Consider the following 24,612-nt stretch of genomic DNA (forward strand, 5'->3'; position numbering starts at 1 on the left):
GAGGGGTAGGGACGCAATGGTTGATTGGCCCAATCGCCATTTGGCTGGTCAAATTGAGTCGTCGTCCGCAACGGTGACCTGTTTATCGGCGAAAAATGGGTAATAAAGCGGCGTTCGGATGAAAAAAGGTGAGCAAACGCAAAATTATCCTCACTGGATGGTTGAACTAGAGGGCCTCTCTCCCCATATAAAGGGCAGTTTTGCACGAATTGTGCTTGCACGCCGCTCAATGTGGGGGATGTGTGGCTCGACTCGACCAAAGTGCGCCGCTATAATGCCGCGTCATATTTTCTCATCACAAAGACATATCGTTGTCTTTATAAACAGGAAGACTCCGGGCTTTGCCCAGGGGCAATAAAGGGTCAGCACACAGTGCTGAGTTGAACGAGGTAGAAGAATGCAAGTTTCTGTAGAGACAACCCAGGGTCTGGAACGCCGTCTTACCATCACTGTACCGGCCGCTACCGTAGACGCCGCTGTGCGTAAAGAATTGAATGGCCTGGCCAAAACTCGTCGCATCGACGGTTTCCGTCCTGGCAAGGCTCCGGTTGCCATCATCAAGAAGATGTTCGGCGCCATGGCTCACGCCCGCGTTGCTGATGAAATGATGCAGAGCAACTTCATCAAAGCCATCATCGAAAACAAACTGAGCCCGGCCGGTGCCCCGACCATGGATCCGAAAGAGATCAAAGAGGGTCAGGATTTCGAATTCACCGCCACTTTCGAAGTGTATCCGGAGTTCGAAGTTGCAGGCCTCGAGACCATCAAGGTCGAGAAGCCGGTTGCGACCGTGAAGGATGAAGATCTGGCCAACATGATCGACACCCTGCGCAAGCAGCACGCTACCTGGGCTGATGCCGATGTTGCCGCTGCCAATGGCATGCGTGTGACCATGGACTTCGTCGGTTCCATCGACGGTGAAGAGTTCGACGGCGGCAAAGCTGAAGGCTTCAACTTGGTGCTGGGCGCTGGCCGCATGATCCCGGGCTTCGAAGACGCCATCATGGGCAAGAAAGCGGGCGACGAGTTCACCATCGAAGTGACCTTCCCGGCTGATTACCACGCTGAAAACCTGAAAGGCAAAGAAGCCAAGTTCGCTTCCAAGCTGATCAAGGTTGAAGAGCAGATCCTGCCTGAGCTGACCGAAGAGTTCGTGAAGCGTTTCGGTATCGAAAGCGGTTCTGTTGAAGAGCTGAAAGCCGAAGTGCGCAAGAACATGGAGCGCGAACTGGCTCAAGCCCTGAAAAACAGCGTTAAAGAGCAGGTTCTGAACGGTCTGGTTGAAGCCAACCAAATCGACCTGCCGAAAGCTGCCGTTGCTCAAGAGATCGACGCACTGCGTCAGCAGGCGCTGCAGCGTTTCGGTGGCTTCCAGGGCGGCAACGCTCCCGAGCTGCCGGCTGAACTGTTCCAGGCTCAAGCCGAGCGTCGTGTACGCGTAGGCCTGCTGCTGGGTGACGTGATCCGCACCAACGAGATCAAGGCTGACGATGCTCGTGTAAACAGCATCATCGAGTCCATGGCGACTGCCTACGAAGATCCGAAGGAAGTGATCGAGTACTACCAGAAGAACGAACAGATGCTGAACGGCGTTCGTAACTTGGCAGTAGAAGATCAAGCCATCGACCTGATCCTGTCCAAAGCGCAAGTGACCGAAAAAGAAGTTGCCTTTGACGAAGTGATCAACAAGTCTGGCGCCGCTGCCTAAGAACATTTGACTTAAGGTCAAGACTGTTAAGTATAATGGCTCGTGTGATCTCCACTCGGGCCATTTTATTTTAGGGACAATGCCTTATGTACAAGAACTATAACGATATGACCGATTCTCCCAGCAATGCGCTGGTCCCCATCGTGGTCGAACAGACTGCCAAGGGTGAACGTTCCTACGATATTTACTCCCGTCTGCTGAAAGAGCGGGTGATCTTCCTGACTGGTCAGGTTGAAGATCACATGGCCAATCTGGTGGTTGCCCAGCTGCTGTTCCTCGAGTCCGAGAATCCGGACAAGGACATCTATATCTACATCAACTCACCGGGTGGTTCGGTGACTGCGGGCATGTCCATCTATGACACCATGCAGTTCATCAAGCCGGATGTCAGCACCGTCTGCATGGGGCAGGCCTGCTCCATGGGTGCCTTCCTGCTGGCTGGCGGTGCCAAGGGCAAGCGTTTCTGCCTGCCTAATGCCCGCGTGATGATCCACCAGCCGCTGGGTGGCTTCCAGGGGCAGGCATCTGATATCCAGATCCATGCCCAGGAGATCCTGAAGATCAAAAATACCCTGAACGAGCGCCTGGCGTTCCACACCGGTCAGGACATGGCTACCATCGAGCGTGACACCGATCGTGACAACTTCATGTCCGCCGAGCAGGCCGTGGCCTATGGTCTGGTTGACGGTGTCCTGAGCCAGCGTAGCTGAGCAGGGTGTCCCGGTCTGTTGTAAACTCAACAGGCCGATCCATCCTCTATTGATAAAACGAGGTTGCTGAATGACAGAGAAACGCAAGGGTGAGGGTGATAAGCTGCTCTACTGCTCTTTTTGCGGCAAAAGCCAGCATGAAGTGCGCAAGCTGATCGCTGGCCCTTCCGTCTACATATGCGATGAGTGTGTCGAGCTGTGCAACGACATCATCCGCGAAGAGATCCGCGAGATCTCGCCCAAGCGCGATGGTAACGAGCTGCCGACCCCTCATCAGATCCGCGCTCATCTCGATGACTATGTGATCGGGCAGGAGTACGCCAAGAAGGTGTTGGCCGTTGCCGTCTACAACCACTACAAGCGTCTGCGCAACAGCGGCGAAAACAGTGGTGTGGAGCTCGGCAAATCCAACATCCTGCTGATTGGCCCGACCGGTAGCGGCAAAACGCTGCTGGCCGAGACCTTGGCTCGTCTGCTGGATGTGCCGTTTACCATGGCCGATGCGACCACCCTGACCGAAGCCGGTTATGTGGGCGAGGACGTGGAGAACATCATCCAGAAGCTGCTGCAAAAGTGCGACTACGACGTAGAGAAGGCCCAGCGTGGCATCGTCTATATCGACGAGATCGACAAGATCTCCCGCAAGTCGGACAACCCCTCCATTACCCGCGATGTCTCCGGGGAAGGGGTACAGCAGGCACTGCTCAAGCTGATCGAAGGGACCATCGCTTCCGTGCCGCCGCAAGGTGGTCGCAAGCATCCGCAGCAGGAGTTCTTGCAGGTTGATACCTCCAAGATCCTCTTCATCTGCGGCGGTGCCTTTGCCGGTCTGGACAAGGTGATCGAGCAGCGTTCCGTGAAGGGAACCGGTATCGGTTTTGGCGCCGAGGTGAAATCCAAGGATGCCAAGGCCACCCTGAGCGAGACCTTCGCCAAGGTAGAGCCGGAAGATCTGATCAAGTATGGTCTGATCCCCGAGTTCATCGGCCGTCTGCCGGTGGTCGCGACCCTGACCGAGCTGGACGAGTCTGCCCTTATCCAGATCCTGAAAGAGCCGAAAAACGCGCTGACCAAACAGTACGCTGCGTTGTTCGATCTGGAAGGGGTTGAACTGGAGTTCCGTGACGACGCACTCAACGCCATTGCCCGCAAGGCGATGGAGCGTAAAACCGGTGCTCGTGGTCTGCGTTCCATCGTGGAAGCCGTGCTGCTGGATACCATGTATGACCTGCCTTCTCTGGAAGGGGTCAGCAAGGTGGTGATCGACGAGACCGTGATCAAAGGGGACTCTGCGCCCTTGATGATCTACGAAAATCCCGAAACCCAGGCTGCTGCATCAGAGTAAATGTCTGATTTTTAATCAAATGGAAGGGGCTTTTTGCCCCTTTCATGCTTTTTACGGTTTCGGCGATTGAATCTCATCTCAGCGCCCCCATATACTCAGCCAAGCGCTTTGCCAACGGTATAACAAGCCGAGAGGACATATATGAACCTAGAGCGTTCAGAACGCATCGAGATTCCCGTCCTGCCTCTTCGTGACGTGGTGGTTTATCCCCACATGGTCATTCCACTCTTTGTGGGGCGGGAAAAATCCATTCGCTGTCTGGAAGCGGCCATGGAGCAGGACAAGAAAGTTCTGCTGGTGGCCCAGAAGGATGCGTCAACCGATGAGCCGACTGTGGAGGAGATCTTCACCGTCGGGACAGTGGCCAATATTCTGCAGATGCTCAAGCTGCCGGACGGCACCGTCAAGGTGCTGGTAGAGGGTGGGCAGCGTGCCCGCCTGGAGCGGATGATCGACGACAAGGATTTCTTTGTCTGCGAGGCTCAGTACATCCCCTCCCAAGCTATTGAGGAGAAGGATCAGGAAGTACTGGTTCGCTCAGCCATCGGCCAGTTTGAAGGCTATATCAAGCTCAACAAGAAGATCCCGCCCGAGGTACTGACCTCGATATCGGCGATCGACGATGCTGCGCGTCTGGCTGACACCATGGCGGCCCACATGCCGCTCAAGCTGGAAGACAAGCAGAAGGTGCTGGAGATCGTCTCTGTCTCCGAGCGCATCGAATTCCTGATGGCGATGATGGAGTCGGAAATTGACCTGCTGCAGGTTGAGAAGCGCATCCGTACTCGCGTCAAGAAGCAGATGGAAAAGAGCCAGCGCGAGTATTACCTCAACGAGCAGATGAAGGCCATCCAGAAAGAGCTGGGTGAGCTGGAAGATAGCCCGGATGAGTTTGAAGCCCTCAATCGCAAGATTGAAGAGGCTGGCATGCCGGAAGATGCCCGTGAAAAGGCCCAGGCCGAGCTCGCCAAGCTGAAGATGATGTCTCCCATGTCCGCCGAGGCTACCGTGGTTCGCAGCTATGTGGACTGGATGGTACAGGTGCCGTGGAAGGCGCGCTCCAAAGTCAAAAAAGACCTTGGCAAGGCGCAAGAGGTACTGGATGCCGACCACTATGGCCTCGAGAAGGTCAAGGATCGCATCCTCGAATATCTGGCGGTACAGGCACGGGTGAACAAGCTCAAGGGCCCGATCCTTTGTCTGGTTGGCCCTCCCGGTGTGGGCAAGACCTCGCTGGGCCAATCCATCGCCAAGGCGACAGGCCGCAAATATGTGCGGATGGCCCTCGGTGGGGTGCGTGACGAAGCGGAGATCCGCGGTCACCGCCGTACCTATATTGGTTCCATGCCCGGCAAGCTTATCCAGAAGATGGCGAAAGTCGGCGTGAAGAACCCGCTGTTCCTGCTCGACGAGATCGACAAGATGAGCTCGGACATGCGTGGCGATCCCGCATCCGCCTTGCTGGAAGTGCTTGATCCGGAACAGAACAACAGCTTCAACGATCACTACCTGGAAGTGGATTATGACCTGTCGGACGTCATGTTCGTGGCCACCTCCAACTCCATGAACATCCCGGGCCCCTTGCTGGACCGGATGGAAGTGATCCGCCTCTCCGGTTACACCGAAGATGAGAAGCTCAACATTGCCAAGCAGCATCTGGTTGCCAAGCAGATCCAGCGCAACGGCCTGAAAGCCTCCGAGATCACCATCGAAGATTCTGCCTTGGTCGGAGTGATCCGCTACTACACCCGTGAGGCGGGTGTGCGGAGTCTGGAGCGCGAGATCTCCAAGATTTGTCGCAAGGCGGTCAAGCGTATCCTGCTGGACAAGAGCATCAAGCATGTTCAGGTCAATCAGGAGAACCTCAAGGAGTTCCTCGGGGTGCAGCGTTTTGATTACGGCAAGGCCACCGACCAGAACCAGGTGGGTCAGGTGTGTGGTCTGGCGTGGACCGAAGTGGGGGGCGACCTGCTCACCATCGAGACCACCAACATGCCGGGCAAGGGCAAGCTCACTTATACCGGTTCCCTCGGCGACGTAATGCAGGAGTCCATCCAGGCGGCCATGACGGTGGTACGGGCCCGTGCCGAGAATCTGCGCATCAATGCCGACTTCTACGAGAAGCGCGATATCCATGTGCACGTACCGGAAGGGGCAACCCCGAAAGATGGTCCGAGCGCCGGTATCGCCATGTGTACCGCCCTGGTCTCCAGCTTGACCGGTAATCCGGTTCGTGCTGATGTGGCGATGACAGGGGAGATCACCTTGCGCGGCGAAGTGCTGCCCATCGGTGGTCTCAAGGAGAAGTTGCTGGCAGCCCACCGTGGCGGCATCAAGCGAGTGCTTATTCCGAAAGAGAACGAGCGTGACCTTGAGGAGATCCCGGCAAACGTCAAACAAGACCTTGAAATTTATCCGGTTCGCTGGATTGACGAGGTGCTGGAACTGGCGTTGCAGGACAATCCACAGGGGTTTGAGCGCGTTTCTGTCGTGTAAATGTTGATGCGCCGCAAATTTGGCGCATTCGGCGGGTGGTTAAGGCTTGCATGCGCCCGATAACGGAAGTAGCCTTGACCACCGATCGGGTACTCGTGATGAGTCGCAATGCGTTGTGTGGCGCGGGTTTGCGCCAGATTGTCACTTGCAACTGATCAGGAGGCTTGCTATAAAACCTCCACTTGTTGTGGCCAGGGAAATCAGCGCCGCAGCGGTGTTTGATAAAAGGGGAATATAAGAGTGAATAAATCTCAACTGATTGACAAGATTGCAGACGGTGCCGATATCTCCAAAGCTGCCGCTGGCCGTGCGTTGGATGCCTTCATTGATGCTGTTGGTGAAGCGCTGAAAGAGGGTGACCAGGTTGCTCTGGTTGGTTTTGGTACTTTCGCTGTACGCGAGCGTGCTGCCCGTTCAGGCCGTAACCCGCAGACTGGCGCGACCATCGAAATCGCTGCTGGTAAAGTTCCTGCCTTCAAAGCCGGTAAGGCCCTGAAAGACGCTGTTAACTAAGTCGGTCGCTGATATCCGTCGGCTACCGTCCTTGGTCGCAGACCAGACAAGTTAGAGAGTCTTCTCTCATACTGATTGACCAAGGCGCATCGCAATCGGTGCGCCTTTTTATTGTTTACGCCCATCGAGTTCGGGAGCATAAGTACAAACATGATGTTGGATAAACTACGCGAAGGGGCGCAGGGCAAGGTAGCCAAGGTTATCTTGGGCCTGATCATCCTCTCCTTTGCCTTGGCTGGTGTAGGTAGTTACCTGAACGGCCCGGCCCGTACCGCCCCCGCCACCGTCAATGGCACCGAGATCAGTGCTGCGGCACTGGAAAATGCCTACCGTAACGAGCGCGCCCGCATGGAATCCCAGATGGGAGAGGCATTCAGCCAGCTGGCCGCGAACCCCGATTACATGAAACAGTTCCGCCGCGGCGTGCTGGATCGGCTGATCGATCAGGCGCTGCTGGACAGCAAGGCTCGCGAGCTGGGTCTGCGCGTCAGCGATGAGCAGATCAAGCAAGCCATCGTGGCCATGCCGGAGTTTGCCGAGAACGGCAAGTTCAACAATGACCGCTATCTGCAACTGATCCGTCGTGCTGGCATGACTCCCGAAATGTTCCGTGACTCCCTGCGTCAGGACATGGTGCGTCAACAGTTGATGAGCGCCCTGCTGGGCACCGAATTCTCCCTCAAGGGTGAAGCGGAGCAGCTCGACAAGCTCTACAACCAGACTCGCGATCTGCGTCTGGTGCGTCTGGCTGCTGCCAACTACATGGCTGACGTTCAGGTCTCCGACAACGAGCTGGAGCAGTACTACAAGACCAATGGCGCCCGTTTCATGAACGACGAGCAGGTCAAGGTCGACTATCTGCTGCTGGACGCTGCCAACCTCGCCAAGGATATCAAGGTCACCGAGCAGGATGCCCAGGATTACTACGATCAGCACCAGGATCTGTTCCAGCGTGCCGAGCGTCGCCACGTGGCTCACATCCTGATCCCGTTTGGCAAGGATGAGAAAGCGGCCGAGCAGAAAGCAGAAGCCGTGCTGGCCAAAGCCAAGGGGGGTGATGATTTCGCTGCGCTGGCCAAGGCTGACTCTTCCGATACCTTCTCTGCCAAAAAAGGCGGCGAGCTGGACTGGTTCGAGAAAGGGGTGATGGATCCGGCCTTCGAGAAAGCCGCGTTCGCCCTGAACAAGGCTGGCGATCTCTCCGGCGTGGTGAAGAGCCCGTTCGGTTTCCACATCATCAAGCTGCTGGGGGTTGAAGCAGCCCAGACCAAGCCGTTTGCCGATGTGAAAGAAGAGACCATCACTCGTCTGCAAGCTGACAAGGCCAAGGAGAAGTTCTTCGCCGAGCAGCAGAAGATGGCTGACAACAGCTTCGAAAACCCGGACTCGCTGGATCTGACCGCTGATGCCATGGGGATGAAGGTTCAATCTTCCGATTTCTTCACCCAGGCGACTGCTCCGGCTCCGCTGAACGATCCCAAGGTGCTCTCCGTGGCGTTTTCCGAACAGCTGCGCGATGACAACACCAACTCCGACGTGATCGAGCTGGCTGACGGCAAGGCGCTGGTGCTGCACATCACTGGTCACAAGCCCAAAGCGGTCAAGCCGCTGGCCGAGGTGAAAGAGCAGGTGATTGCCGCCATCAAGCATGACAAGGCTAGCGAAGTAGCCCGTGGCAAGGCCCAGGGCCTGCTGGACAAGCTGAAAGTCGGTGAGAGCATCACCGCCGATCTGACTGCACTCGGTCTGAAAGTGGAGACCCACAAAGGGGTTGCCCGCTTCGATCGCGAGCTGGATCAGAACCTGATTGCCCAGGCGTTCACACTGCCTCATCCGGTCGACGGCAAGCCGAGCGTGGCTCTGGTTGCCGAGACCAATGGTGACCGCGTTGTAGTTGCGCTGGACAAGGTCAACGTCCCTGCCGCCGCATCCGGTATGGCCGCCATGCTGCAAGCTCAGCTGGGTCAGGGCAAAGCCCAGGTGGATTACAAATCTCTGATCGACGAGTTGCGTAAAGCGGCCAAGATCGAGTACTTCACCAGCGTGGAAGCGACCGTCGAGTAATCGTCAGTTCAATTCAGTGAAAACGGCTCCTTGATGGAGCCGTTTTTTTATCTGTGGGCGAGGGGAATAATCAAGCCCAGCTCCCAGTGATCGCTGCGCAGCCGTAAGCCATATCAGTCGCCATAAACATGAGATATAAAAAAACCGGCACATAAGTGCCAGTTTCTCATTGCTAGCTTGTGCTGCGCAGGGGTTACACCACGCCCTGGGTGCGCAGGTAATCCTCGTAGGTGCCGCCGAAGTCGCGGATGCCATCTTCGGTCAGCTCTAGGATACGGGTCGCCAGAGAGGAGACGAATTCGCGGTCGTGAGAGACGAAGATCAGGGTCCCTTGGTAGAGCTCCAGCGCCATGTTCAAGGATTCGATGGATTCCATGTCCAGGTGGTTGGTCGGCTCATCCATGATCAGGATATTGGGGCGCTGCATCATCAGCTTGCCGAACAGCATGCGACCCTGCTCACCACCGGAGAGCACCTTGACCGGCTTCTTGATGTCGTCCTGAGAGAAGAGCAGACGGCCCAGTATGGAGCGTACAGCCTGCTCGTCTTCGTTCTCCTGTTTCCACTGGGCCATCCAGTCGAACACGTTGAGATCAGTGTCGAAGTCTTCGGCGTGATCCTGAGCGTAGTAACCGATCTGGGCGTTCTCGGACCACTTGATGGTGCCGGTATCCGGTGCCAGTGCGCCTACAAGGGTCTTGATCAGAGTGGATTTACCGATACCGTTGGTACCCAGAATGGCGACCTTCTCGCCCACTTCCATCATCATGTTGAGGCCCTTGAACAGGGGACCGTCGCCATAACCCTTGGATACACCTTCCACTTCCAGGATGTTGCGATAGAGCTTTTTGTCCTGCTCGAAGCGGATGAAGGGGTTCTGGCGGCTGGAGACCTTGACGTCCTCAATCTTGATCTTGTCGATCTGCTTGAGACGGGAGGTCGCCTGACGGGACTTGGAGGCGTTGGCGCTGAAACGGGAGACGAAGGATTGCAGATCGGCGATCTGGGCCTTCTTCTTGGCGTTGTCGGCCAGCAGACGCTCGCGCGCCTGGGTGGCGGCCAGCATGTAGTCGTCGTAGTTGCCCGGGTAGACGCGCAGCTCGCCGTAGTCCAGATCCGCCATGTGGGTACAGACGGAGTTCAGGAAGTGACGGTCGTGAGAGATGATGATCATGGTGCTTTCACGTTCGTTGAGCACCTGCTCCAGCCAGCGAATGGTGTTGATATCCAGGTTGTTGGTCGGTTCGTCCAGCAGCAGGATGTCAGGGTTGGAGAAGAGGGCCTGTGCCAGCAGCACCCGCAGTTTCCAGCCTGGGGCCACTTCGCTCATTGGGCCGTTGTGCTGCTCAAGGGGAATGCCGACACCCAGCAGCAGCTCGCCTGCGCGCGCTTCGGCGGTGTAGCCGTCATACTCGGCAACCAGACCTTCCAGCTCGGCGGCCTTCATATAGTCTTCGTCGGTGGCTTCGAGGTTGGCGTAGATGGCATCGCGCTCGGCGATAGCCGCCCACAGCTCGGTGTGACCCATCATGACCACGTCCAGTACGCGCATCTCTTCGTAGGCGAACTGATCCTGACGCAGCTTACCGATGCGCTCGTTGACGTCCAGGCTCACATTACCGCCAGTGGGCTCCAGATCACCACCGAGGATCTTCATAAAGGTGGACTTGCCACAGCCGTTGGCGCCGATAAGGCCATAGCGGTTGCCGCCGCCAAACTTGACGTTGATGTTCTCAAACAGCGGCTTGGCGCCGAACTGCATGGTGATGTTGTTGCTGCTTAACAAGGTATGTGTCCCGATTGGTCTGTCAAATGGCGCGCATTATGGCACAGATCCCCCGAAAGTTTTAGCGAGAAGTGTGATCTTGATCGGGGCAAGCGGGGCGTGCAGCCGATTGATGGGCAATAAAAAAAGCCGGCTTGAAGCCGGCTTGGAAGGATGAACTTGATCTGTTAGTGGGAAGTTGCGCCAGAGGCCCCCAGCCCGGTTTGGGAGCGAACGAACTGCGGCAGGAACTTGGCATGCTCGTCGGCGGCGTTCTGGGAGCTGTCAGTGATGGAGAAGAACCAGATCCCGATGAATGCCAACCCCATGGAGAAGAGGGCAGGGTATTCGTAGGGGAAGATGGCCTGGGCATGGCCCAGCACTTTCACCCACACGGTCGGACCCAGGATCATCAGGGTCACTGCGCTCGCCAGTCCCAGCCAGCCACCGTAGACGGCGCCACGGGTGGTCAGGCGTGACCAGAACATGGAGAGGAACAGCACCGGGAAGTTGCAGCTGGCGGCGATGGAGAAGGCCAGACCGACCATGAAGGCGATGTTCTGCTTCTCGAACAGGATCCCCAGACCAATGGCAACCACACCCAGCACCAGAGTCGTCATCTTGGAGACGCGCAGTTCATCGGTCTCGTTGGCCTTGCCCTTCTTCAACACGCTGGCATAGAGGTCATGGGAGACCGCAGAGGCACCGGCCAGGGTCAATCCGGCGACTACCGCCAGAATGGTGGCAAATGCCACGGCAGAGATGAAGCCAAGGAACAGACTTCCACCCACTGCATCAGCCAGGTGGACGGCTGCCATGTTTGTGCCGCCCAGCAGGGCGCCGGTGGCATCCTTGAAGGCCGGGTTGGTGCTCACCAGCAAGATGGCGCCAAAACCGATGATGAAGGTGAGAATGTAGAAGTAACCGATAAAGCCTGTGGCGTAGAACACCGATTTACGCGCCTCTTTGGCGTCACTTACGGTGAAGAAGCGCATCAGGATGTGGGGCAGGCCGGCGGTACCGAACATCAATGCCAGACCGAGCGAGATGGCGGAGATGGGGTCGGAGACCAGCCCGCCCGGGCTCATGATGGCGGAGCCTTTCTCGTGCACTTTGACCGCTTCGCTAAACAGGGCGCCGATGTCGAAGTTGACTGACTTCATCACCATGATGGCCATGAAGCTGGCACCGGAGAGCAGCATCACTGCCTTGATGATCTGCACCCAGGTGGTAGCCAGCATGCCGCCAAACAGCACGTAGAGCACCATCAGGATACCGACCAGCACCACGGCCACATGGTATTGCAGGCCAAACAGCAGCTCGATCAGTTTGCCGGCACCGACCATCTGGGCGATCAGGTAGAGGGCGACTACCACCAGCGAACCGCAGGCGGAGAGGGTGCGCACTTCAGTCTGTTTGAGACGATATGAGGCGACATCGGCGAAGGTGTATTTGCCGAGATTGCGCAGCCGTTCGGCGATCAGGAACAGAATGATGGGCCAGCCCACCAGAAAGCCGATGGAGTAGATGAGGCCGTCATAGCCGGAGGTGTAGACCAGCGCGGAGATCCCGAGGAAAGAGGCGGCGGACATATAGTCACCGGCGATGGCCAGACCGTTCTGGAAGCCGGTGATACGGCCACCGGCCGCATAGTAGTCGGAAGCCGAGCGGTTGCGCTTGGAGGCCCAGTAGGTGATGAACAGGGTAGCGGCCACAAACACCAGAAACATCACGATGGCGGCGACATTAAGGGGCTGACGCTCCACGGCGCCAGAGATTGCATCGGCCGCCAGCAGGGGAGAGGAGGCCAGTGAGGTCAACAGCAGCAACTTGCCTTTCATGATTGCACCCCTTTGAGGATCTTCTGGTTCAGTTCATCAAACTCGCCGTTGGCGCGAAAGACATAGACGCCGGTCAACACGAAGGAGGAGAGGATCAATCCTACCCCGACAGGAATGCCGCGAGTAATGGTCGACCCTTCGCTCAAGGGGGTGCCCAGCCAACCGGGGGCAAAGGCGATGAGCAGAATAAACGCCAGGTAGAGTCCCAGCATCAGAGCCGAGAGGGCCCAGGCAAAACGCTGGCGCTTGGCGACCAGCTCCTGGAAGTTGGGATCTTGCTGGATCCTCAGATAGCTTTGCTGTTCCATTGCAGTTCTCCATGACATGAGTGTCAGCGGTGGATGGGGTAACCTCGACGAGCAGGCAATCTGCTCATGTAAGCAAAATGTGAATTAAATGTTATTTCTCGACAATTAGACTTTGGGATAAGTGAGCGGCGAGCCGCAGGTCAGGCGCAGGTAGATGAGCGCGGCCTTGGTGGCATCGGCAAGGGCATCGTGGGCGGGCAGGGATGGGAGTTCAAGGTGGCTGCAGATGGCACTCAAATGGAGGTCAATAGCCGCATCGGGATAGCGGCGATAGAGGTGGTCGTGATAGAGCTGGCTCACCTCGATCCCTCGCTGGGGCAGGGTCAATCCCCACAATTTCTGGCAGGCGAGATTGAGAATACGCAGATCGTAGGCTACGTGATAGCCCACCAGTTCACGGGGGCCGATAAAGTCGAGCAGCAGGCGCAGCGCGGCTTCCAGCGTCATCCCCTGTTGCAGATCCTGATGGCGCAGACCGTGGATTATCACCGATTGGCCGGTCAGGCTGGCCGGTGGCTGCACCTTGATGGCGAGAGCCTCGCCGGTCAGCAGTCGGTTACCCTGAATGCGCACTGCCCCGATGGAGACGATCTCGGCCTGCTCGGGATCGAGACTGGTGGTCTCGAAATCGAGGGCGATCCGTTCATCTTCAGGTGGGGTGGCAAAAAGCGGCGCGAACTCGCCCGTTCGGTACGCGCGGCCATACCAGTAGCGTCGAGCGCGGCTCAACATGACTATTGTCTCAGACGAAAGTGCAAGGTGAGCCACTGCTGGAACTTCTTCACCTGATGCAGCGCCTGACGCAACAGATCCCGCTCGCTGTGGCTAAGCTCGCTTGTCTGCACCCGACTATTGCCCCCCTTGAGCTGGCTGCGCAGCCTCAGCCGGATAAAGAGCCGAAACGCCTCTGCCAGATTGCTGCCATAGTCGGCACTGAGCCGCTCGGCGGCCACCAACGCATCGATGCGCCCCAGGGTCGAGGTCTCCAGAATGCCTGCCTCAAGGGCCAGCATGCGGATACCGTGCACCAGCGGGAACAGGCCGCCCCGCTTGAGATCCAGCCCTTCCGGTGGCTGCTCCAGCCTGCCAAACAGGGTGAGCGGGGCATGGAAGGCCACCGCCGGTCGCACCATCTCCGCCAGCAGATCCCGCCTGTCCGCCAACTGCTCGCGCAGCGCTCTGGCAACCGGCAGATGGAGCTGACGATCCCCTGCTATGGGGTGAGCATCGGCCAGGGTGGCGAGCCAGAGCAGCTCATCCTCCTTTGCCGTGGTGCAGGCGCTGGCAATGGCGCTTTGCCACTCGCTGCCCATTTTCACCCAGGCCGGATTGTTCACCATCACCTGCCCGGGGCACAGCGGGTAGCCGAGGCGCTCCAGCAGGGCGCTGAATTCGGCCAGATCGGCTGCTTGGGTGGGCCATGCCAGCCCCTCTGGCAGGATCAGGGCGTTGTCCTGATCGGTTTTGAGGATCTGCTCGCCGCGCCCCTCCGAGCCCAGCATCAGCAGGCAGACCTTATCCTGCACCTCGGGGGGGATCACCAGCGCAAAGGCTTTGGCGATCAGCTGTTCATTGATGGTGGCGATGAGCTTCATCAAAAAGGCGGTGTGGATCCCCTGGGCAAACAGCGAGCGGGTCAATTGTTGCTGCTCGCGGGCGACCGCCTCCAGCGCCGGTAGACTGTCGGCGCGGGCGATACGCAACGTCAGCACGTGGGAGTGGGTAGAGAAGAGCCCCAGCACCTGAGTCAGTTGCAGGATCCCCGCCACCTCATTGCCGCGCCACACCACCAGTCGCTTGATGCGATGGCGGGTCATCAGCAGCAGGGCATCAAACAGATAGCTCTCCAGCGGCAGACCAATCAGGGGCGTGGGGGTCAGCACCGAGAGCGGGGCCGTCAGCGGCAATCCCTTGAGGGTCAGGGCGTGGAGCAAGGTCTTGCGGGTTGCCAGCGTGAGGGAGCCATCGTGGGCCGGGTAGAGCAGGCAATCGGTCCCCTTGCTCACCATGGCTTCGGTCGCCGCGAGCAGTGAGAGCTTGCTATCGACGATAAGCGGTGCCTGCAGGTGGCCGGGTTCGATGCGGGTCAGGATAAATTCCGCCAGATTCTTCTGACCCAGTTGTTCGCGTTGCTCCTGCTGGCGCTGGCGCTCGGCCAGATTGGCGGTGAAGTAGCTGGCAAACTGCAGATCCTGCTCACAGAGCGCCAGAAAGGTGTGGCGAGGAATGAGCTGGCAGAGGCTATCTTCCAGCGCGGTGAAGCGGTGGCGGCAGCGGCCGTCAAACTGGGCGCGCACGTCGAACAGATCATCGACCCCGTAATCACCAAACTGGTGGTGAGGGGCCGACTCTTCCACCGCCCCCTTGATGATGAGATAGAGGCCGGGAGGCTCGTCCCCCTCCTTGAGCAGCAGATCCCCGGCCCGAAAATAGCAGAGCGAGAGGTGACGGGAGAGCCGCTCGCGCGCCTCCTCGTCCAGTCGGTCGAACGGTGGTCTGGCAAAATTGAACAGGGTTGACATGACAGCGTCCTCTGCTGGCTTGCGGCACTCATGCAGCTCCCAGTGTGACAAAGGGAGGGGGAGGCGACCAGCCGACTTTAGTCTCAGCTGTACCGCCTGTTCACACTCTGATAACGTGGTGGTATGACCAGTGAGTCAGTTTCAGGGATCAAGGGGAGGACAAGGGAGATGGAAAAACCAAGGATCAAGTGCGAGATCCACGACGGGATTGCCGAAGTGATGCTGACGCGGGGGGACAAACTCAATGCGCTGGACCGCGCCATGTTCAGCGCCATCGATGAGACATTGACGCAGCTCGCCCGGCACAAGGGGCTGCGGGCGGTGATCCTGCATGGCGAGGGGCGAGCCTTCTGCGCCGGGCTGGATGTGAAATCCATGCTGAGACAGCCGGTAGCGGCGCTCGATATTCTCAAGCGTGAAGCAGACGAGGCGACCAATCTGGCCCAGCGGGTTGCCTATGGCTGGCACCAGCTGCCGGTGCCGGTGATTGCGGTGACCCAGGGAGTCTGTTTTGGCGGTGGCTTGCAGATTGCGCTCGGCGCCGATTTTCGCTTCAGCACCCCCGATTGCCGCTTCTCGGTGATGGAGATCAAGTGGGGCATCATTCCCGATATGAGCGGTAGCGTCACCATGCGCAACCTGATGGGAGTGGATACCGCCATGGAGCTGGCCATGAGCGGGCGCGAGCTGGATGCCATCGAGGCCAAATCCCTCGGGCTGGTGAGTCGGGTCTGCGCCGATCCGCTGGTGGAGGCGCGGGAGTTTGCCCGCACTCTTATCACCAAGTCGCCGGATGCACTGGCGGGGATCAAGCAGCTCTACAGTCAGGCCTGGGCCCGCAGCGATGAGGCGATGCTGAAGGAAGAGACCCGCTTGCAAAAGCAGATCCTGGGGCGACCCAATCAGTGGCGGGCCACCCTTAACAGCCTGTTTCGCTGGCGCCTGCCCTTCGGGCCGCGCCGCAATCCGCTCTGAGATGAGGTGACAGGAAAAAGAAATGGCAGCCGAGGCTGCCATTTTTATCGAACGGTTATTTCGTGTCGGTTTAGGAGATCTTGCGATCCTGATCCGGCTCGAACTGATGGCCCGATTTCTCCCGCTCCAAGTTCTCTTCGGAGCGTTTGCCCACCCAGTAATCGGCGTTCTTGATGCCGAGCTTCTCCGGGTGGAATACGGGGTCAATCCCTTGTGCCTGCTGCGCTTCATAATCCTTCAGACAGGTGAAGGCGGTTTTTTGCAGCAGCAGGATGGCGATGATGTTGAGCCATGCCATCAGGCCGACCCCGATATCACCCATGCCCCACGCCAGATCTGCCGTCTTGACGGTGCCGTAGACAGTGGCAGCCATCAGCGCAATCTTCAGCAAGAAGGTGAGCCAGGGGCGATTTATCTTGCGGTTGATGTAGGCGATGTTGGTTTCGGCGATGTAGTAGTAGGCAACGATGGTGGTGAACGCGAAGAAGAACAGCGCGATGGCCACGAAAATGCTGCCAAAGCCCGGCATCATGCTCTCCATGGCGGTCTGCACATAGCCCGGGCCTGCTGCGATACCGGCAATACCCGTGTAGATGGCGGCGCCGTCCGGCCCTTGTACGTTATAGAGGCCGGTGATCAGCAGCATAAAGCCGGTGGCGGAGCAGACGAACAGGGTGTCGATATAGACGGAGAACGCCTGCACCAGACCCTGCTTCGCCGGGTGACTCACTGCCGCAGCAGAGGAGGCGTGCGGCCCGGTACCCTGACCCGCTTCGTTGGAGTAGACCCCGCGTTTTACCCCCCACATGATGGCCAGACCCAGAATGGCACCGAAACCGGCATCCAGACCGAAGGCGCTCTTCCAGATCAGCAGGATCACGCCCGGCAGCTGGCCGATATTGAGGGCGATGATGACGCAAGCCACGATGATGTAGCCCAGCGCCATAAAGGGTACTACGGTACTGGCGAAGTTGGCGATGCGCTTGACGCCACCGAAGATAATAAAGCCGAGCAGCAGCGCCAGACCGGCGGCTGTGACGTTCGGATCGATATTAAAGGCGGTCTGCAGGCTTGAACCGATGGAGTTGGCCTGCACGCCCGGCAGCAGCACGCCGCAGGCGAAGACGGTCGCGATGGCGAAGGTCCAGGCGTACCACTTCATGCCAAGCCCTTTCTCGATATAGAAGGCCGGGCCGCCGCGGTATTCACCGTTGATCTTCTCTTTGTAAACTTGACCCAGAGTGGACTCCACGAAGGCGGAGCTGGCGCCGAGGAAGGCAACCATCCACATCCAGAACAGGGCGCCCGGGCCACCGAAGGTGATGGCGGTGGCCACACCGGCGATGTTACCGGTACCCACGCGACCTGCCAGGGTCATGGCCAGCGCCTGGAAGGAGGAGACACCGGCATCGGTGCTCTTGCCATCAAACATCAGGCGCACCATCTCTTTCATATGACGCAGTTGCAAAAAACGGGTGCGCAGGGAGAAGTAAAGACCGACCCCCAGACACAGGTAGATGAGCGCAGGGCTCCAGATTACACCATTGATGGCATTGACGATTTCATTCATGTACAACAACTCCTTTGTTGTGTTTGTGGCGCTGTCTTGGCGAGATCTTGGCCTCGCTCTCTGTCACAGTTAGGGGCTCATTTGTTAACAGTCTGAGGTAAGCAAACGAGGGTGGCTCCGAGTGGTTTGGCAGGGCGCAAACCCGCGCCATGCATGGGAGGTAACATATCGAGTTGCATCCATTCTTCCCAGCTAAAAATGTTGTCTTGTTGCAAATTTGTGAATTGACAAGGGTGGGGGGATAATGGCAGGCAGCGTTTTCTATGAGTAAAGATGAGATCCTCCTTGTTGATCTGCGCCAGACAATGTGACGGGCGTAACACAATGGAAAGCAAACATGAGGCCAACAATGAAAAATGATCCTGAGACGTTGACGATCCGTCCCCCTGAGGCCGACGACGGGAGCGCCATCGCCCACCTGTTCAGCCAATTGGGGTATCCTGCCGAAGGCGCTGACGTGACGGCGCGCCTGTTGGCGCCGGATCCCGCGAGCGTTGTGCTGCTCGCCTCCCTGGCCGACAGAGTGGTCGGTGTGCTGGTGTGGCACAAACTGGCACCGCTGCATGTTGCACCAGCTTGGGGCCTGATCTCGGCGCTGGTTGTCGATGAAGGGGCAAGAGGGGCGGGAGTGGGCGCAGCCCTGCTCAAGGGCGCCGAAGCGATAGCGCGGGCCGCAGGTTGCGCCCAGCTGGAGCTATCCAGTAGCCTCAAGCGCGAGGCGGCCCACCGTTTCTATCTGGCGCAGGATTATCAGGAGCGGCCGAAACGGTTCGTCAAACTGTTGTAACCTGTTTTTTGCATCAAAAGAAGGAGTAGGCGTGCTGGGATGGTTCAAATGGCTGGGTGGTCGCCCGCAAACGCCCATGAGTGAGGATGAGTTGGCGCTGTGGCGTCAGGCGCTGGCGGCTGTGCCCATCTTGCAAGGGCTCAGCGACACCGAGCAGACAATGCTTATCGGCTTGGGGCAACAGCTGCTCAAGCGCAAGACCCTGACCCTGATCGGGGTCGAGCTCAGCAGCCGTCAACAGGCGGTGCTGGCGCTGCAGGCGGCGTTGCCTATTCTGCACCTCGGCCTTGACTGGTATCGCGGCTTTCACGAAATCATCATCATTCCCGAGCCCGTCACCCGGCGCCAGGAAGTACAGGATGAGTTCGGGCTGGTGAGCGAGTTTGAAGAGGAGAACGCTGGCGAATCCTGGCCGCAAGGGCCGCTGGTGCTGGCCTGGAGCGAACTGCAGCAGGATGGCGACTGGGACGGCTTTAATCTGGTGATCCACGAGCTGGCCCACAAACTCGATATGCTGGGTGGTGAGGCGGACGGTGCGCCGCCGTTGCCGGGGCAGATGAGCAGCCTGCTGTGGCAACAGGCCTTTCAGAGCGCCTTCGATGCGCTCTGCCAGCAGCTTGATCGGGACGAGGTAACCGCTATCGATCCCTATGCGGCTGAACATCCCGCGGAGTTTTTCGCCGTTAGCTGCGAATGTTTCTTTACCGATCCGCTGCGGCTGCAGCAGGTTTATCCCGCGGTATACCGGCAACTGAGCCAGTTCTTTAGCCAGGATCCCGCCCTACGTTTCCCCGTGACCCGCTTGCTGGCGGGGGAGGTGGACGCCGGGTCACTTAGCTGATAACCGATCGGTTGAATGGTTATTCGAGATAGCAAAAAGGCACCCGAGGGTGCCTTTTTTACAATCTGAGTGGCTTGCCTATCAGGCAGCGGCTTTCAGCTGTACGGCGGCGGCTTTCTTGTGATCGCCGATCGGCATCACGGTGCGGCCGAACTGCTCGTTGATCACGGTGGCCATGGCCAGGTAGATGGCGCTGGCGCCACAGATGATGCCTTCGAAACCGGCGATGGTGCCGATCAGGGTGCTGCCGGTGAAGTCACGGGCGGCCAGCAGGAAGAACAGCACGGTCAGGGAGGCGAACACGAACTGCTTGGCGCGCGGGTAGTTGATGGTGCCAACCAGCATGAACAGGGTGAACATGCCCCACATCAGCAGATACCAACCCATGTAGGCGTGCGGAGTGGCTTCGGCCAGACCCATGGTCGGCATGATCAGCAGGAACACCAGGCTCAGCCAGAACAGGCCGTAGGAGGTGAACGCGGTCACACCGAAGGTGTTGCCACGCTTGTACTCCATGATGCCAGCAATGATCTGGGCGATGCCGCCGTAGCACAGGCCCATGGCCAGGATCATGGCGCTGATGGGGAAGAAACCTGCGTTATGGATGTTCAGCAGGATGGTGGTCATACCGAAACCCATCAGACCCAGAGGGGCAGGGTTGGCCAATTTTTCGCTCACGTGGCGTTCTCCAAAAATAGAGGTGGGGGTTAACAAAAGACGCGCGATTTTAGGCAGGCTGTGGCGCGCCCGCAAGGGGGCAATGGGGATAAATCGTAAAAAAACTACGTGATTATTTGCATCAGAGGCCAAATGCTCACCAAGGCAGGCTGTTTGGTGAGCAAAAGGTGTCAAAATAGTTGAGGGGTTGTATTTTTATTACGCTTTTTACGAAGTGCGGCGGCGTCACTGATCCAGTGTCAGGATCACTTTGGCTTCCTTGTCCTCTTCCTTGACCTGGCTGTCGAGCACGAACAGCCGCTCCGGGGCGATCCCCTGGCTGTCGACCAGAAACTCCTTGGTGTTTTGCGCCCGGCGCATGGCGAGATTGCGCAGGGATTTGGCGGTGATGAGCTGCTGATCCCGCAGCAGGATCACCGCCTGGGCTCGCAGTGCCGTGCTCTCTTCATCCAGATGGAGGCGGTCCGCCAGATCTTCCAGATCTTCGCCAAAGCGCTCTTCATAGGCCTGGGCCAGCGCCTCTTGCAGGGCGGGGTCCTGTTCCAGCAGGTCGAGATCCGCCTGATTGCCGGTGAGCTTGGCCAGTACCCGTTCCAGCTTTTGCCGTTGCAGGATGGGGCGCTCCTCGTTGAAGTTGACCTTGCCGCGAATGTTCATGCTGAGCTTGGGTCTATCCTTGAGGGCCTGCGCCAGCTTGACCAGTTTCTCCTGCTGGGTGGGGGTGAGATCGGGATCCCCCGGCAGGAAGGGAAGTTCGTCGAGATCTTCGGTGCCATCGGCCAGCGAGGCGAGCAGGGAGAAGGGGGAGGTGATCGCCTTGCTCAGGGTGTTGCCCAGCACATCCCAGAAGATATTGCCGATGCTGAAGTCCGGTTGATCGAGATCCCCCTTCACCTTGAGGTTCATCTGTATCACCCCGTTGGCATCGCTCAGCAGGGCGATGGCCAGCCCCAGCGGCAGATCCTTGGCCTGATCGCTCTTGATCTTCTCGCCCAGTTGCAGCTTCTTGATGGTGATGTCGTTATCCCCCTCCAGCCGGTTGCCCTCCAGTTTGTAGTGCAGTTTCATGGAGAGCTGCCCCTTGTCGATGGCATAACCGGCATAGGTGCCCGAATAGGGGGTAAAGGTGGTGAGCTCCAGATTGTGGAAAGCGACCGCGATGTCGAGGATCGGGTTGGCCACCAGCAGGTTGGTACCGCCGCGAATGGTCACCGGTGCATAGCGATCCACCTTGCCGTTGAAGGCGAGATCGGAGCGTTGCCCCGGAATATTGCTGATATGGCGACTTTGGCCGCCCAGCGAGGCGATATCGGCCACAAAATCCTGACTCAGACTGCGGTCGGCAAAGCGCAGGTTGCCCTGCTCGGTGCGCAGCTGATCAATGGTGAAACGAAAGTCGGGAGCCTTGCTGCCTGCCGCCGCTTGAGTACTTTTGGCTGCCGCCGGCTGCGGCAGCAGCAGTTGTTGCAGGTTGGTGGTGCCATCTTCGTTGATCTCGATGCGGGCGAAGGGCTTGTTCAGGGCAATGTCCTTGATCCGCATCTGCTGGCTGATGCCGTCGTACGTCAGACCGGTGAGAGCCAGGGTGTTGAACTCCAGCAGCCGCTGATTGTCTGCCCGATCGACCACCTTGAGCCCGTTGACATCGAGCCCCCCCTGCAGGGTCAGCTTGCTGAGATCTCCCTGGGCGGTGGTGGCGAGATCAAGGCGGGTCTTGCTGCTCAGCAGCCCGTTTTGCACCTTGATGCGTACCAGATCGGCCAGATAGGGCTGTGCCAGCGTCAGGGGTAGCCCCTGCTGGTTGATGTCGCCGCTTAAGGTGAAAGGAGTCAGGGTCAGTTGGCCATCAAAGGCGAGGGGGCTGCTCTGGTTGAACTGGGTGGCCAGAGTCAGTTTGCTCGGTTGCTCCCCCTTGCTGCCCAGTGGCCCCAACGCCAGCTTGAGACCGGAGAGCTGGCGTGCCTGCGGTTTGCCGCTGCTCGATTCGGTGAGAGTGAGATCGCCCTTGTCGATGGTGATCTGCTTGATCTGCCACTGCCAGGGTTTGTCTGCCCCTTGTTTCTTGCCGTTACCGGCTGTCTTTGCTTGTTGTGCCGACTTGGGCGCCGCATTGTTGGCCACCTCGTTTGCGGCGTTGGCTTCTTTGACGGGCTTGGCGGGGGCCTGTTCAATCAGCAAGTCAGCCAGATCCAGTTCCTGCTGTGGGTTGAGGGTGGCCTTGAGCAGGGGCTGTTGCAGGGTCACCTTGCCGATCTGGAGCGACTGTTTCTGGCCATCGACAGCCAGATCGCTAAGGGCCAACTGGCCGAAGCGGGCAAATTCGTCGCCCTTGTGTTTTTTAAGCTGCCAGTTGTCCAGGGTCAGCTTGCCTTTGGACAATTGCCACAGTACCCCTTGCTTGCTCTCTTTAAGCTGGTACTCCACCTCTGCATTGGCGTGGCCCTTGGCCAGATCCAGCTTGAGATAGGGTGCCCAGAGCGGGGCGAAGGGTTTCAGCTCGACCTGTTTGAGGCTCACCTTGCCCTGACCCATGCCGCTCATCACATCGAGTTTGCCGTGAGCGGAGAGACTGCTTTTGCCGTTGATGGCGGCGTTCAGCTGATAGGCGGTCGGGTGATTTGCCTCGGTGCGCAGGTTATCGAGCTTGAGGGTCACTTTTTCCAGATTGAGGGGCGGCAACCAGCCAGGTTCGCTTTCCTTGCGTTGATCCTGATAGCGCACATGGCCGTCAGTGACATTGACACTGGCAATATCGACCAATAGCGGGGCGCTGGCTGTTTCGGGCTCGGGGGCGGGCGCAGGGGCGAGCAGGGTCGCCAGCGCATCGGTCAGATTGAGTCGAACATCCCCCTTTTTGTCTGCCAGCCGTTGCAGCAGCACCACGGGTTTGGTCAGGGTGACGGCGGAAAGCACGACCCCTTTTTGCTGCCAGCTGGCTTGCAGGTCGGGGGTGATAAAGAGCTGCTCAAAACGGATGATGGGCTGCTGTTTGGCATCGAGCAGGGCGGTCGCGCCGAGGGTGAGAGATGGGTTGCGCAGCCCTACGTCAATCTCCCCCAGCGTCAGTTGCAGGCCATAGTGTTCGGCCAGCCAGCCGGGCAGATAGCGCTGGACCAGACGGGGGGTTTGCCACAGCAGCAGGGTGATCAGGATAAGAAGCAGCAGAAAAGCGTAGGCAAGGTAGCGCAGCAAGCGGAGCTTGGGGGACGCGGGCTCAGTGGTGTTCATTTGGTGCACTCCCATTTGGTTCCCGCCATGGTACAGAAAAGCTGGATAGTAATCATGGGGTTGCGTGCTGTTGTACGCCGTACTTTGTCCAAAGGCGATCCAGTTCACCCTTTTGTTGCAGCGCTGCCAACCACTGTTCCAGCTGGGCAGGGGTAATGGGGGCCGCAGGGTGAAGGATGGCGCGGTGTTGATACTGTTGATCCCATTTTTGCGAGATCAGCAGCTGGTCGGCGGTGTCGGGATGGGCCAGCAGATACTGGTTAAGGTATGAGACGTTGAGAATGGCTACCTCGCCACGTCCTTTGAGCAGCGCTTGCAGGGCGCTGATGTTGTCCTTGACCAAGGTGATATTGAGCTTGCGCTGCAGGTAGAGGGGATCAGCATTGAACTGGCCGACGCCGTAGTGGTAGCCGGTCACCCCGATAAGATGATGCCGAGAGGGGTCATCGAAAAAGCGCTGATCTCGGCCCGTTTTGTTCAGGGCCACATAGACCTCACCACCACCGAGAAAGGGGGCTGTTATCTTGAATTTATCTGTGTCCCAGCCCCACTTGGTGTCTTCAAACAGCATCAGCGAGAAACGGCCCAGATCGAGCGCCTTGTAACGGTTGGCGGCCGATGTGGGAACAAACACGAATCTTACCTCTTGCTGGATCTCGTTTAGCTTGGCGATGAGGTCCAGCGTTAGCCCTTCATAGCTGGAATCGGGGAGTTTGACCACAAAGGGGGCATAGGGGTATCCACCAACCTTGATGAGGGGATGGCTCCAGCCAGAGAGGCTGAACAAGAGCAAAAACCAGCACCAATATCTCATGGGATCCCCAGGGCAATAGCTTGCTCCCAGATTCGGTTAATCTGCGCCAGTTTTCAAGCTGTTAAGGGAATTAACACAGCGCTGTTCGGCGGCTTCCAGCTCGGCCATCACCATCTGGATATCCTCCAGTTGCTGGCGCAGGGCGCCGCGTTTTGCCTCGATCAGCTGGATCATGGAGTGGAGCTGGGTTTTGCTCGATTTGTCGGTGTCGTACATATCGAACAGCTCGCGGATCTCGGCCAGGCTAAACCCCAGCCGTTTGCCGCGCAGGGTCAATTTGAGCCGGATCTTGTCCCGATGGCTGTAGATGCGGGTTTGCCCCTCCCGCAGCGGGGTGAGCAGCCCCTCATCCTCGTAGTAGCGGATGGTGCGCGGCGTGACATCGAATTCGTGGGCCAGCTCCGAAATGCTGTAGGTGATCTCCTTGCCGGGCAGGGAACGGGACAT

The 24,612-nt window shown here is 58.3% G+C and carries 19 protein-coding genes; 9 read left to right on the forward strand and 10 right to left on the reverse strand.

All coding sequences use genetic code 11. The features are described from left to right. Positions 1 to 397: 397 nt before the first annotated feature. The 6 genes from tig to ppiD all read left to right on the forward strand — a co-directional run bounded on the left by tig (position 398) and on the right by ppiD (position 8,836). Positions 398 to 1,708 (forward strand): trigger factor, encoded by a 1,311-nt coding sequence (gene tig, locus G5287_RS02600; RefSeq protein ID WP_005336981.1) that lies wholly within the window; start codon positions 398 to 400, stop codon positions 1,706 to 1,708. Between the two features lie 86 nt (positions 1,709 to 1,794). Further along, entirely contained in the window at positions 1,795 to 2,418 is a 624-nt protein-coding gene (clpP, locus tag G5287_RS02605; protein ID WP_005336979.1) for an ATP-dependent Clp endopeptidase proteolytic subunit ClpP, read from the forward strand. Between the two features lie 70 nt (positions 2,419 to 2,488). After that, the gene (clpX, locus tag G5287_RS02610) at positions 2,489 to 3,763 is read left to right on the forward strand and encodes an ATP-dependent protease ATP-binding subunit ClpX (protein ID WP_005336977.1); all 1,275 of its coding nucleotides are present in this window, start codon (positions 2,489 to 2,491) and stop codon (positions 3,761 to 3,763) included. Positions 3,764 to 3,904: 141 nt separating this feature from the next. Further along, positions 3,905 to 6,259 carry an endopeptidase La gene (lon, locus tag G5287_RS02615; protein WP_227340692.1) on the forward strand — a complete coding sequence of 785 codons (2,355 nt, stop codon included), beginning with the start codon at positions 3,905 to 3,907 and terminating at the stop codon, positions 6,257 to 6,259. A 240-nt stretch (positions 6,260 to 6,499) separates the two neighbouring features. Then, on the forward strand, positions 6,500 to 6,772 hold the full coding sequence (gene hupB, locus G5287_RS02620) for a nucleoid-associated protein HU-beta (RefSeq protein WP_005315375.1): 273 nt from the start codon (positions 6,500 to 6,502) through the stop codon (positions 6,770 to 6,772). Positions 6,773 to 6,922: 150 nt separating this feature from the next. Further along, a complete protein-coding gene (gene ppiD, locus G5287_RS02625; protein WP_227340691.1) occupies positions 6,923 to 8,836 on the forward strand; it encodes a peptidylprolyl isomerase in 1,914 nt (637 codons plus the stop codon). Between the two features lie 193 nt (positions 8,837 to 9,029). Here the strand turns inward: ppiD and G5287_RS02630 are convergent, their stop codons facing one another. The 5 genes from G5287_RS02630 to G5287_RS02650 all read right to left on the reverse strand — a co-directional run bounded on the left by G5287_RS02630 (position 9,030) and on the right by G5287_RS02650 (position 15,272). Next, positions 9,030 to 10,622, reverse strand: a complete 1,593-nt coding sequence (locus G5287_RS02630) for an ABC-F family ATPase (protein WP_069553922.1) — start codon at positions 10,620 to 10,622, stop codon at positions 9,030 to 9,032. Between the two features lie 167 nt (positions 10,623 to 10,789). Then, positions 10,790 to 12,442 (reverse strand): cation acetate symporter, encoded by a 1,653-nt coding sequence (locus tag G5287_RS02635; RefSeq protein WP_040068108.1) that lies wholly within the window; start codon positions 12,440 to 12,442, stop codon positions 10,790 to 10,792. Further along, a complete protein-coding gene (locus tag G5287_RS02640; RefSeq protein ID WP_040068110.1) occupies positions 12,439 to 12,750 on the reverse strand; it encodes a DUF485 domain-containing protein in 312 nt (103 codons plus the stop codon). Before G5287_RS02640 ends, G5287_RS02635 begins: the two co-directional genes overlap by 4 nt. A 105-nt stretch (positions 12,751 to 12,855) precedes the next feature. After that, complete coding sequence (locus tag G5287_RS02645; protein ID WP_421230753.1) at positions 12,856 to 13,482, reverse strand: 3'-5' exonuclease; 627 nt, start codon at positions 13,480 to 13,482, stop codon at positions 12,856 to 12,858. A gap of 2 nt (positions 13,483 to 13,484) precedes the next feature. Further along, positions 13,485 to 15,272, reverse strand: a complete 1,788-nt coding sequence (locus G5287_RS02650) for a putative nucleotidyltransferase substrate binding domain-containing protein (RefSeq protein ID WP_421230754.1) — start codon at positions 15,270 to 15,272, stop codon at positions 13,485 to 13,487. Positions 15,273 to 15,440: 168 nt separating this feature from the next. Between G5287_RS02650 and G5287_RS02655 the strand changes: the two genes are divergently transcribed. Then, positions 15,441 to 16,247: a crotonase/enoyl-CoA hydratase family protein gene (locus G5287_RS02655; protein WP_216953774.1), complete on the forward strand. Its 807-nt coding sequence runs from the start codon at positions 15,441 to 15,443 to the stop codon at positions 16,245 to 16,247. Between the two features lie 70 nt (positions 16,248 to 16,317). Here the strand turns inward: G5287_RS02655 and G5287_RS02660 are convergent, their stop codons facing one another. After that, positions 16,318 to 17,817, reverse strand: a complete 1,500-nt coding sequence (locus G5287_RS02660; protein WP_100645999.1) for an alanine/glycine:cation symporter family protein — start codon at positions 17,815 to 17,817, stop codon at positions 16,318 to 16,320. Positions 17,818 to 18,166: 349 nt separating this feature from the next. On the opposite strand from G5287_RS02660, the gene G5287_RS02665 reads away from it, so the two are divergent. Then, positions 18,167 to 18,604: a GNAT family N-acetyltransferase gene (locus tag G5287_RS02665; protein ID WP_204483368.1), complete on the forward strand. Its 438-nt coding sequence runs from the start codon at positions 18,167 to 18,169 to the stop codon at positions 18,602 to 18,604. Between the two features lie 76 nt (positions 18,605 to 18,680). Beyond that, positions 18,681 to 19,445: a zinc-dependent peptidase gene (locus G5287_RS02670; protein WP_421230853.1), complete on the forward strand. Its 765-nt coding sequence runs from the start codon at positions 18,681 to 18,683 to the stop codon at positions 19,443 to 19,445. 81 nt (positions 19,446 to 19,526) lie between these two features. Here G5287_RS02670 and G5287_RS02675 read toward each other — a convergent pair whose 3' ends face one another. The 4 genes from G5287_RS02675 to G5287_RS02690 form a co-directional block, all read right to left on the reverse strand. Further along, positions 19,527 to 20,123, reverse strand: a complete 597-nt coding sequence (locus G5287_RS02675; RefSeq protein WP_005336948.1) for an acetate uptake transporter — start codon at positions 20,121 to 20,123, stop codon at positions 19,527 to 19,529. Positions 20,124 to 20,348: 225 nt separating this feature from the next. After that, entirely contained in the window at positions 20,349 to 23,351 is a 3,003-nt protein-coding gene (locus tag G5287_RS02680; protein WP_421230755.1) for a DUF748 domain-containing protein, read from the reverse strand. A 52-nt stretch (positions 23,352 to 23,403) separates the two neighbouring features. Further along, positions 23,404 to 24,165 (reverse strand): substrate-binding periplasmic protein, encoded by a 762-nt coding sequence (locus tag G5287_RS02685; RefSeq protein ID WP_421230756.1) that lies wholly within the window; start codon positions 24,163 to 24,165, stop codon positions 23,404 to 23,406. A gap of 36 nt (positions 24,166 to 24,201) precedes the next feature. Further along, complete coding sequence (locus G5287_RS02690; RefSeq protein ID WP_005336945.1) at positions 24,202 to 24,612, reverse strand: MerR family transcriptional regulator; 411 nt, start codon at positions 24,610 to 24,612, stop codon at positions 24,202 to 24,204.

The sequence above is a fragment of the Aeromonas sp. 603079 genome, from assembly GCF_049172135.1.
Taxonomy (GTDB): Bacteria; Pseudomonadota; Gammaproteobacteria; order Enterobacterales; family Aeromonadaceae; genus Aeromonas; species Aeromonas veronii.

What these genes read in the sequence shown, in the direction of transcription:
- tig (WP_005336981.1), top strand. Translation starts at nt 398, where the DNA reads ATGCAAGTTTCTGTAGAGACAACCCAGGGTCTGGAACGCCGTCTTACC.
- clpP (WP_005336979.1), top strand. Translation starts at nt 1,795, where the DNA reads ATGTACAAGAACTATAACGATATGACCGATTCTCCCAGCAATGCGCTG.
- clpX (WP_005336977.1), top strand. Translation starts at nt 2,489, where the DNA reads ATGACAGAGAAACGCAAGGGTGAGGGTGATAAGCTGCTCTACTGCTCT.
- lon (WP_227340692.1), top strand. Translation starts at nt 3,905, where the DNA reads ATGAACCTAGAGCGTTCAGAACGCATCGAGATTCCCGTCCTGCCTCTT.
- ppiD (WP_227340691.1), top strand. Translation starts at nt 6,923, where the DNA reads ATGATGTTGGATAAACTACGCGAAGGGGCGCAGGGCAAGGTAGCCAAG.
- G5287_RS02635 (WP_040068108.1), bottom strand. Translation starts at nt 12,442, where the DNA reads ATGAAAGGCAAGTTGCTGCTGTTGACCTCACTGGCCTCCTCTCCCCTG.
- G5287_RS02640 (WP_040068110.1), bottom strand. Translation starts at nt 12,750, where the DNA reads ATGGAACAGCAAAGCTATCTGAGGATCCAGCAAGATCCCAACTTCCAG.
- G5287_RS02645 (WP_421230753.1), bottom strand. Translation starts at nt 13,482, where the DNA reads ATGTTGAGCCGCGCTCGACGCTACTGGTATGGCCGCGCGTACCGAACG.
- G5287_RS02650 (WP_421230754.1), bottom strand. Translation starts at nt 15,272, where the DNA reads ATGTCAACCCTGTTCAATTTTGCCAGACCACCGTTCGACCGACTGGAC.
- G5287_RS02655 (WP_216953774.1), top strand. Translation starts at nt 15,441, where the DNA reads ATGGAAAAACCAAGGATCAAGTGCGAGATCCACGACGGGATTGCCGAA.
- G5287_RS02660 (WP_100645999.1), bottom strand. Translation starts at nt 17,817, where the DNA reads ATGAATGAAATCGTCAATGCCATCAATGGTGTAATCTGGAGCCCTGCG.
- G5287_RS02665 (WP_204483368.1), top strand. Translation starts at nt 18,167, where the DNA reads ATGAAAAATGATCCTGAGACGTTGACGATCCGTCCCCCTGAGGCCGAC.
- G5287_RS02670 (WP_421230853.1), top strand. Translation starts at nt 18,681, where the DNA reads ATGAGTGAGGATGAGTTGGCGCTGTGGCGTCAGGCGCTGGCGGCTGTG.
- G5287_RS02680 (WP_421230755.1), bottom strand. Translation starts at nt 23,351, where the DNA reads ATGAACACCACTGAGCCCGCGTCCCCCAAGCTCCGCTTGCTGCGCTAC.
- G5287_RS02685 (WP_421230756.1), bottom strand. Translation starts at nt 24,165, where the DNA reads ATGAGATATTGGTGCTGGTTTTTGCTCTTGTTCAGCCTCTCTGGCTGG.
- G5287_RS02690 (WP_005336945.1), bottom strand. Translation starts at nt 24,612, where the DNA reads ATGTCCCGTTCCCTGCCCGGCAAGGAGATCACCTACAGCATTTCGGAG.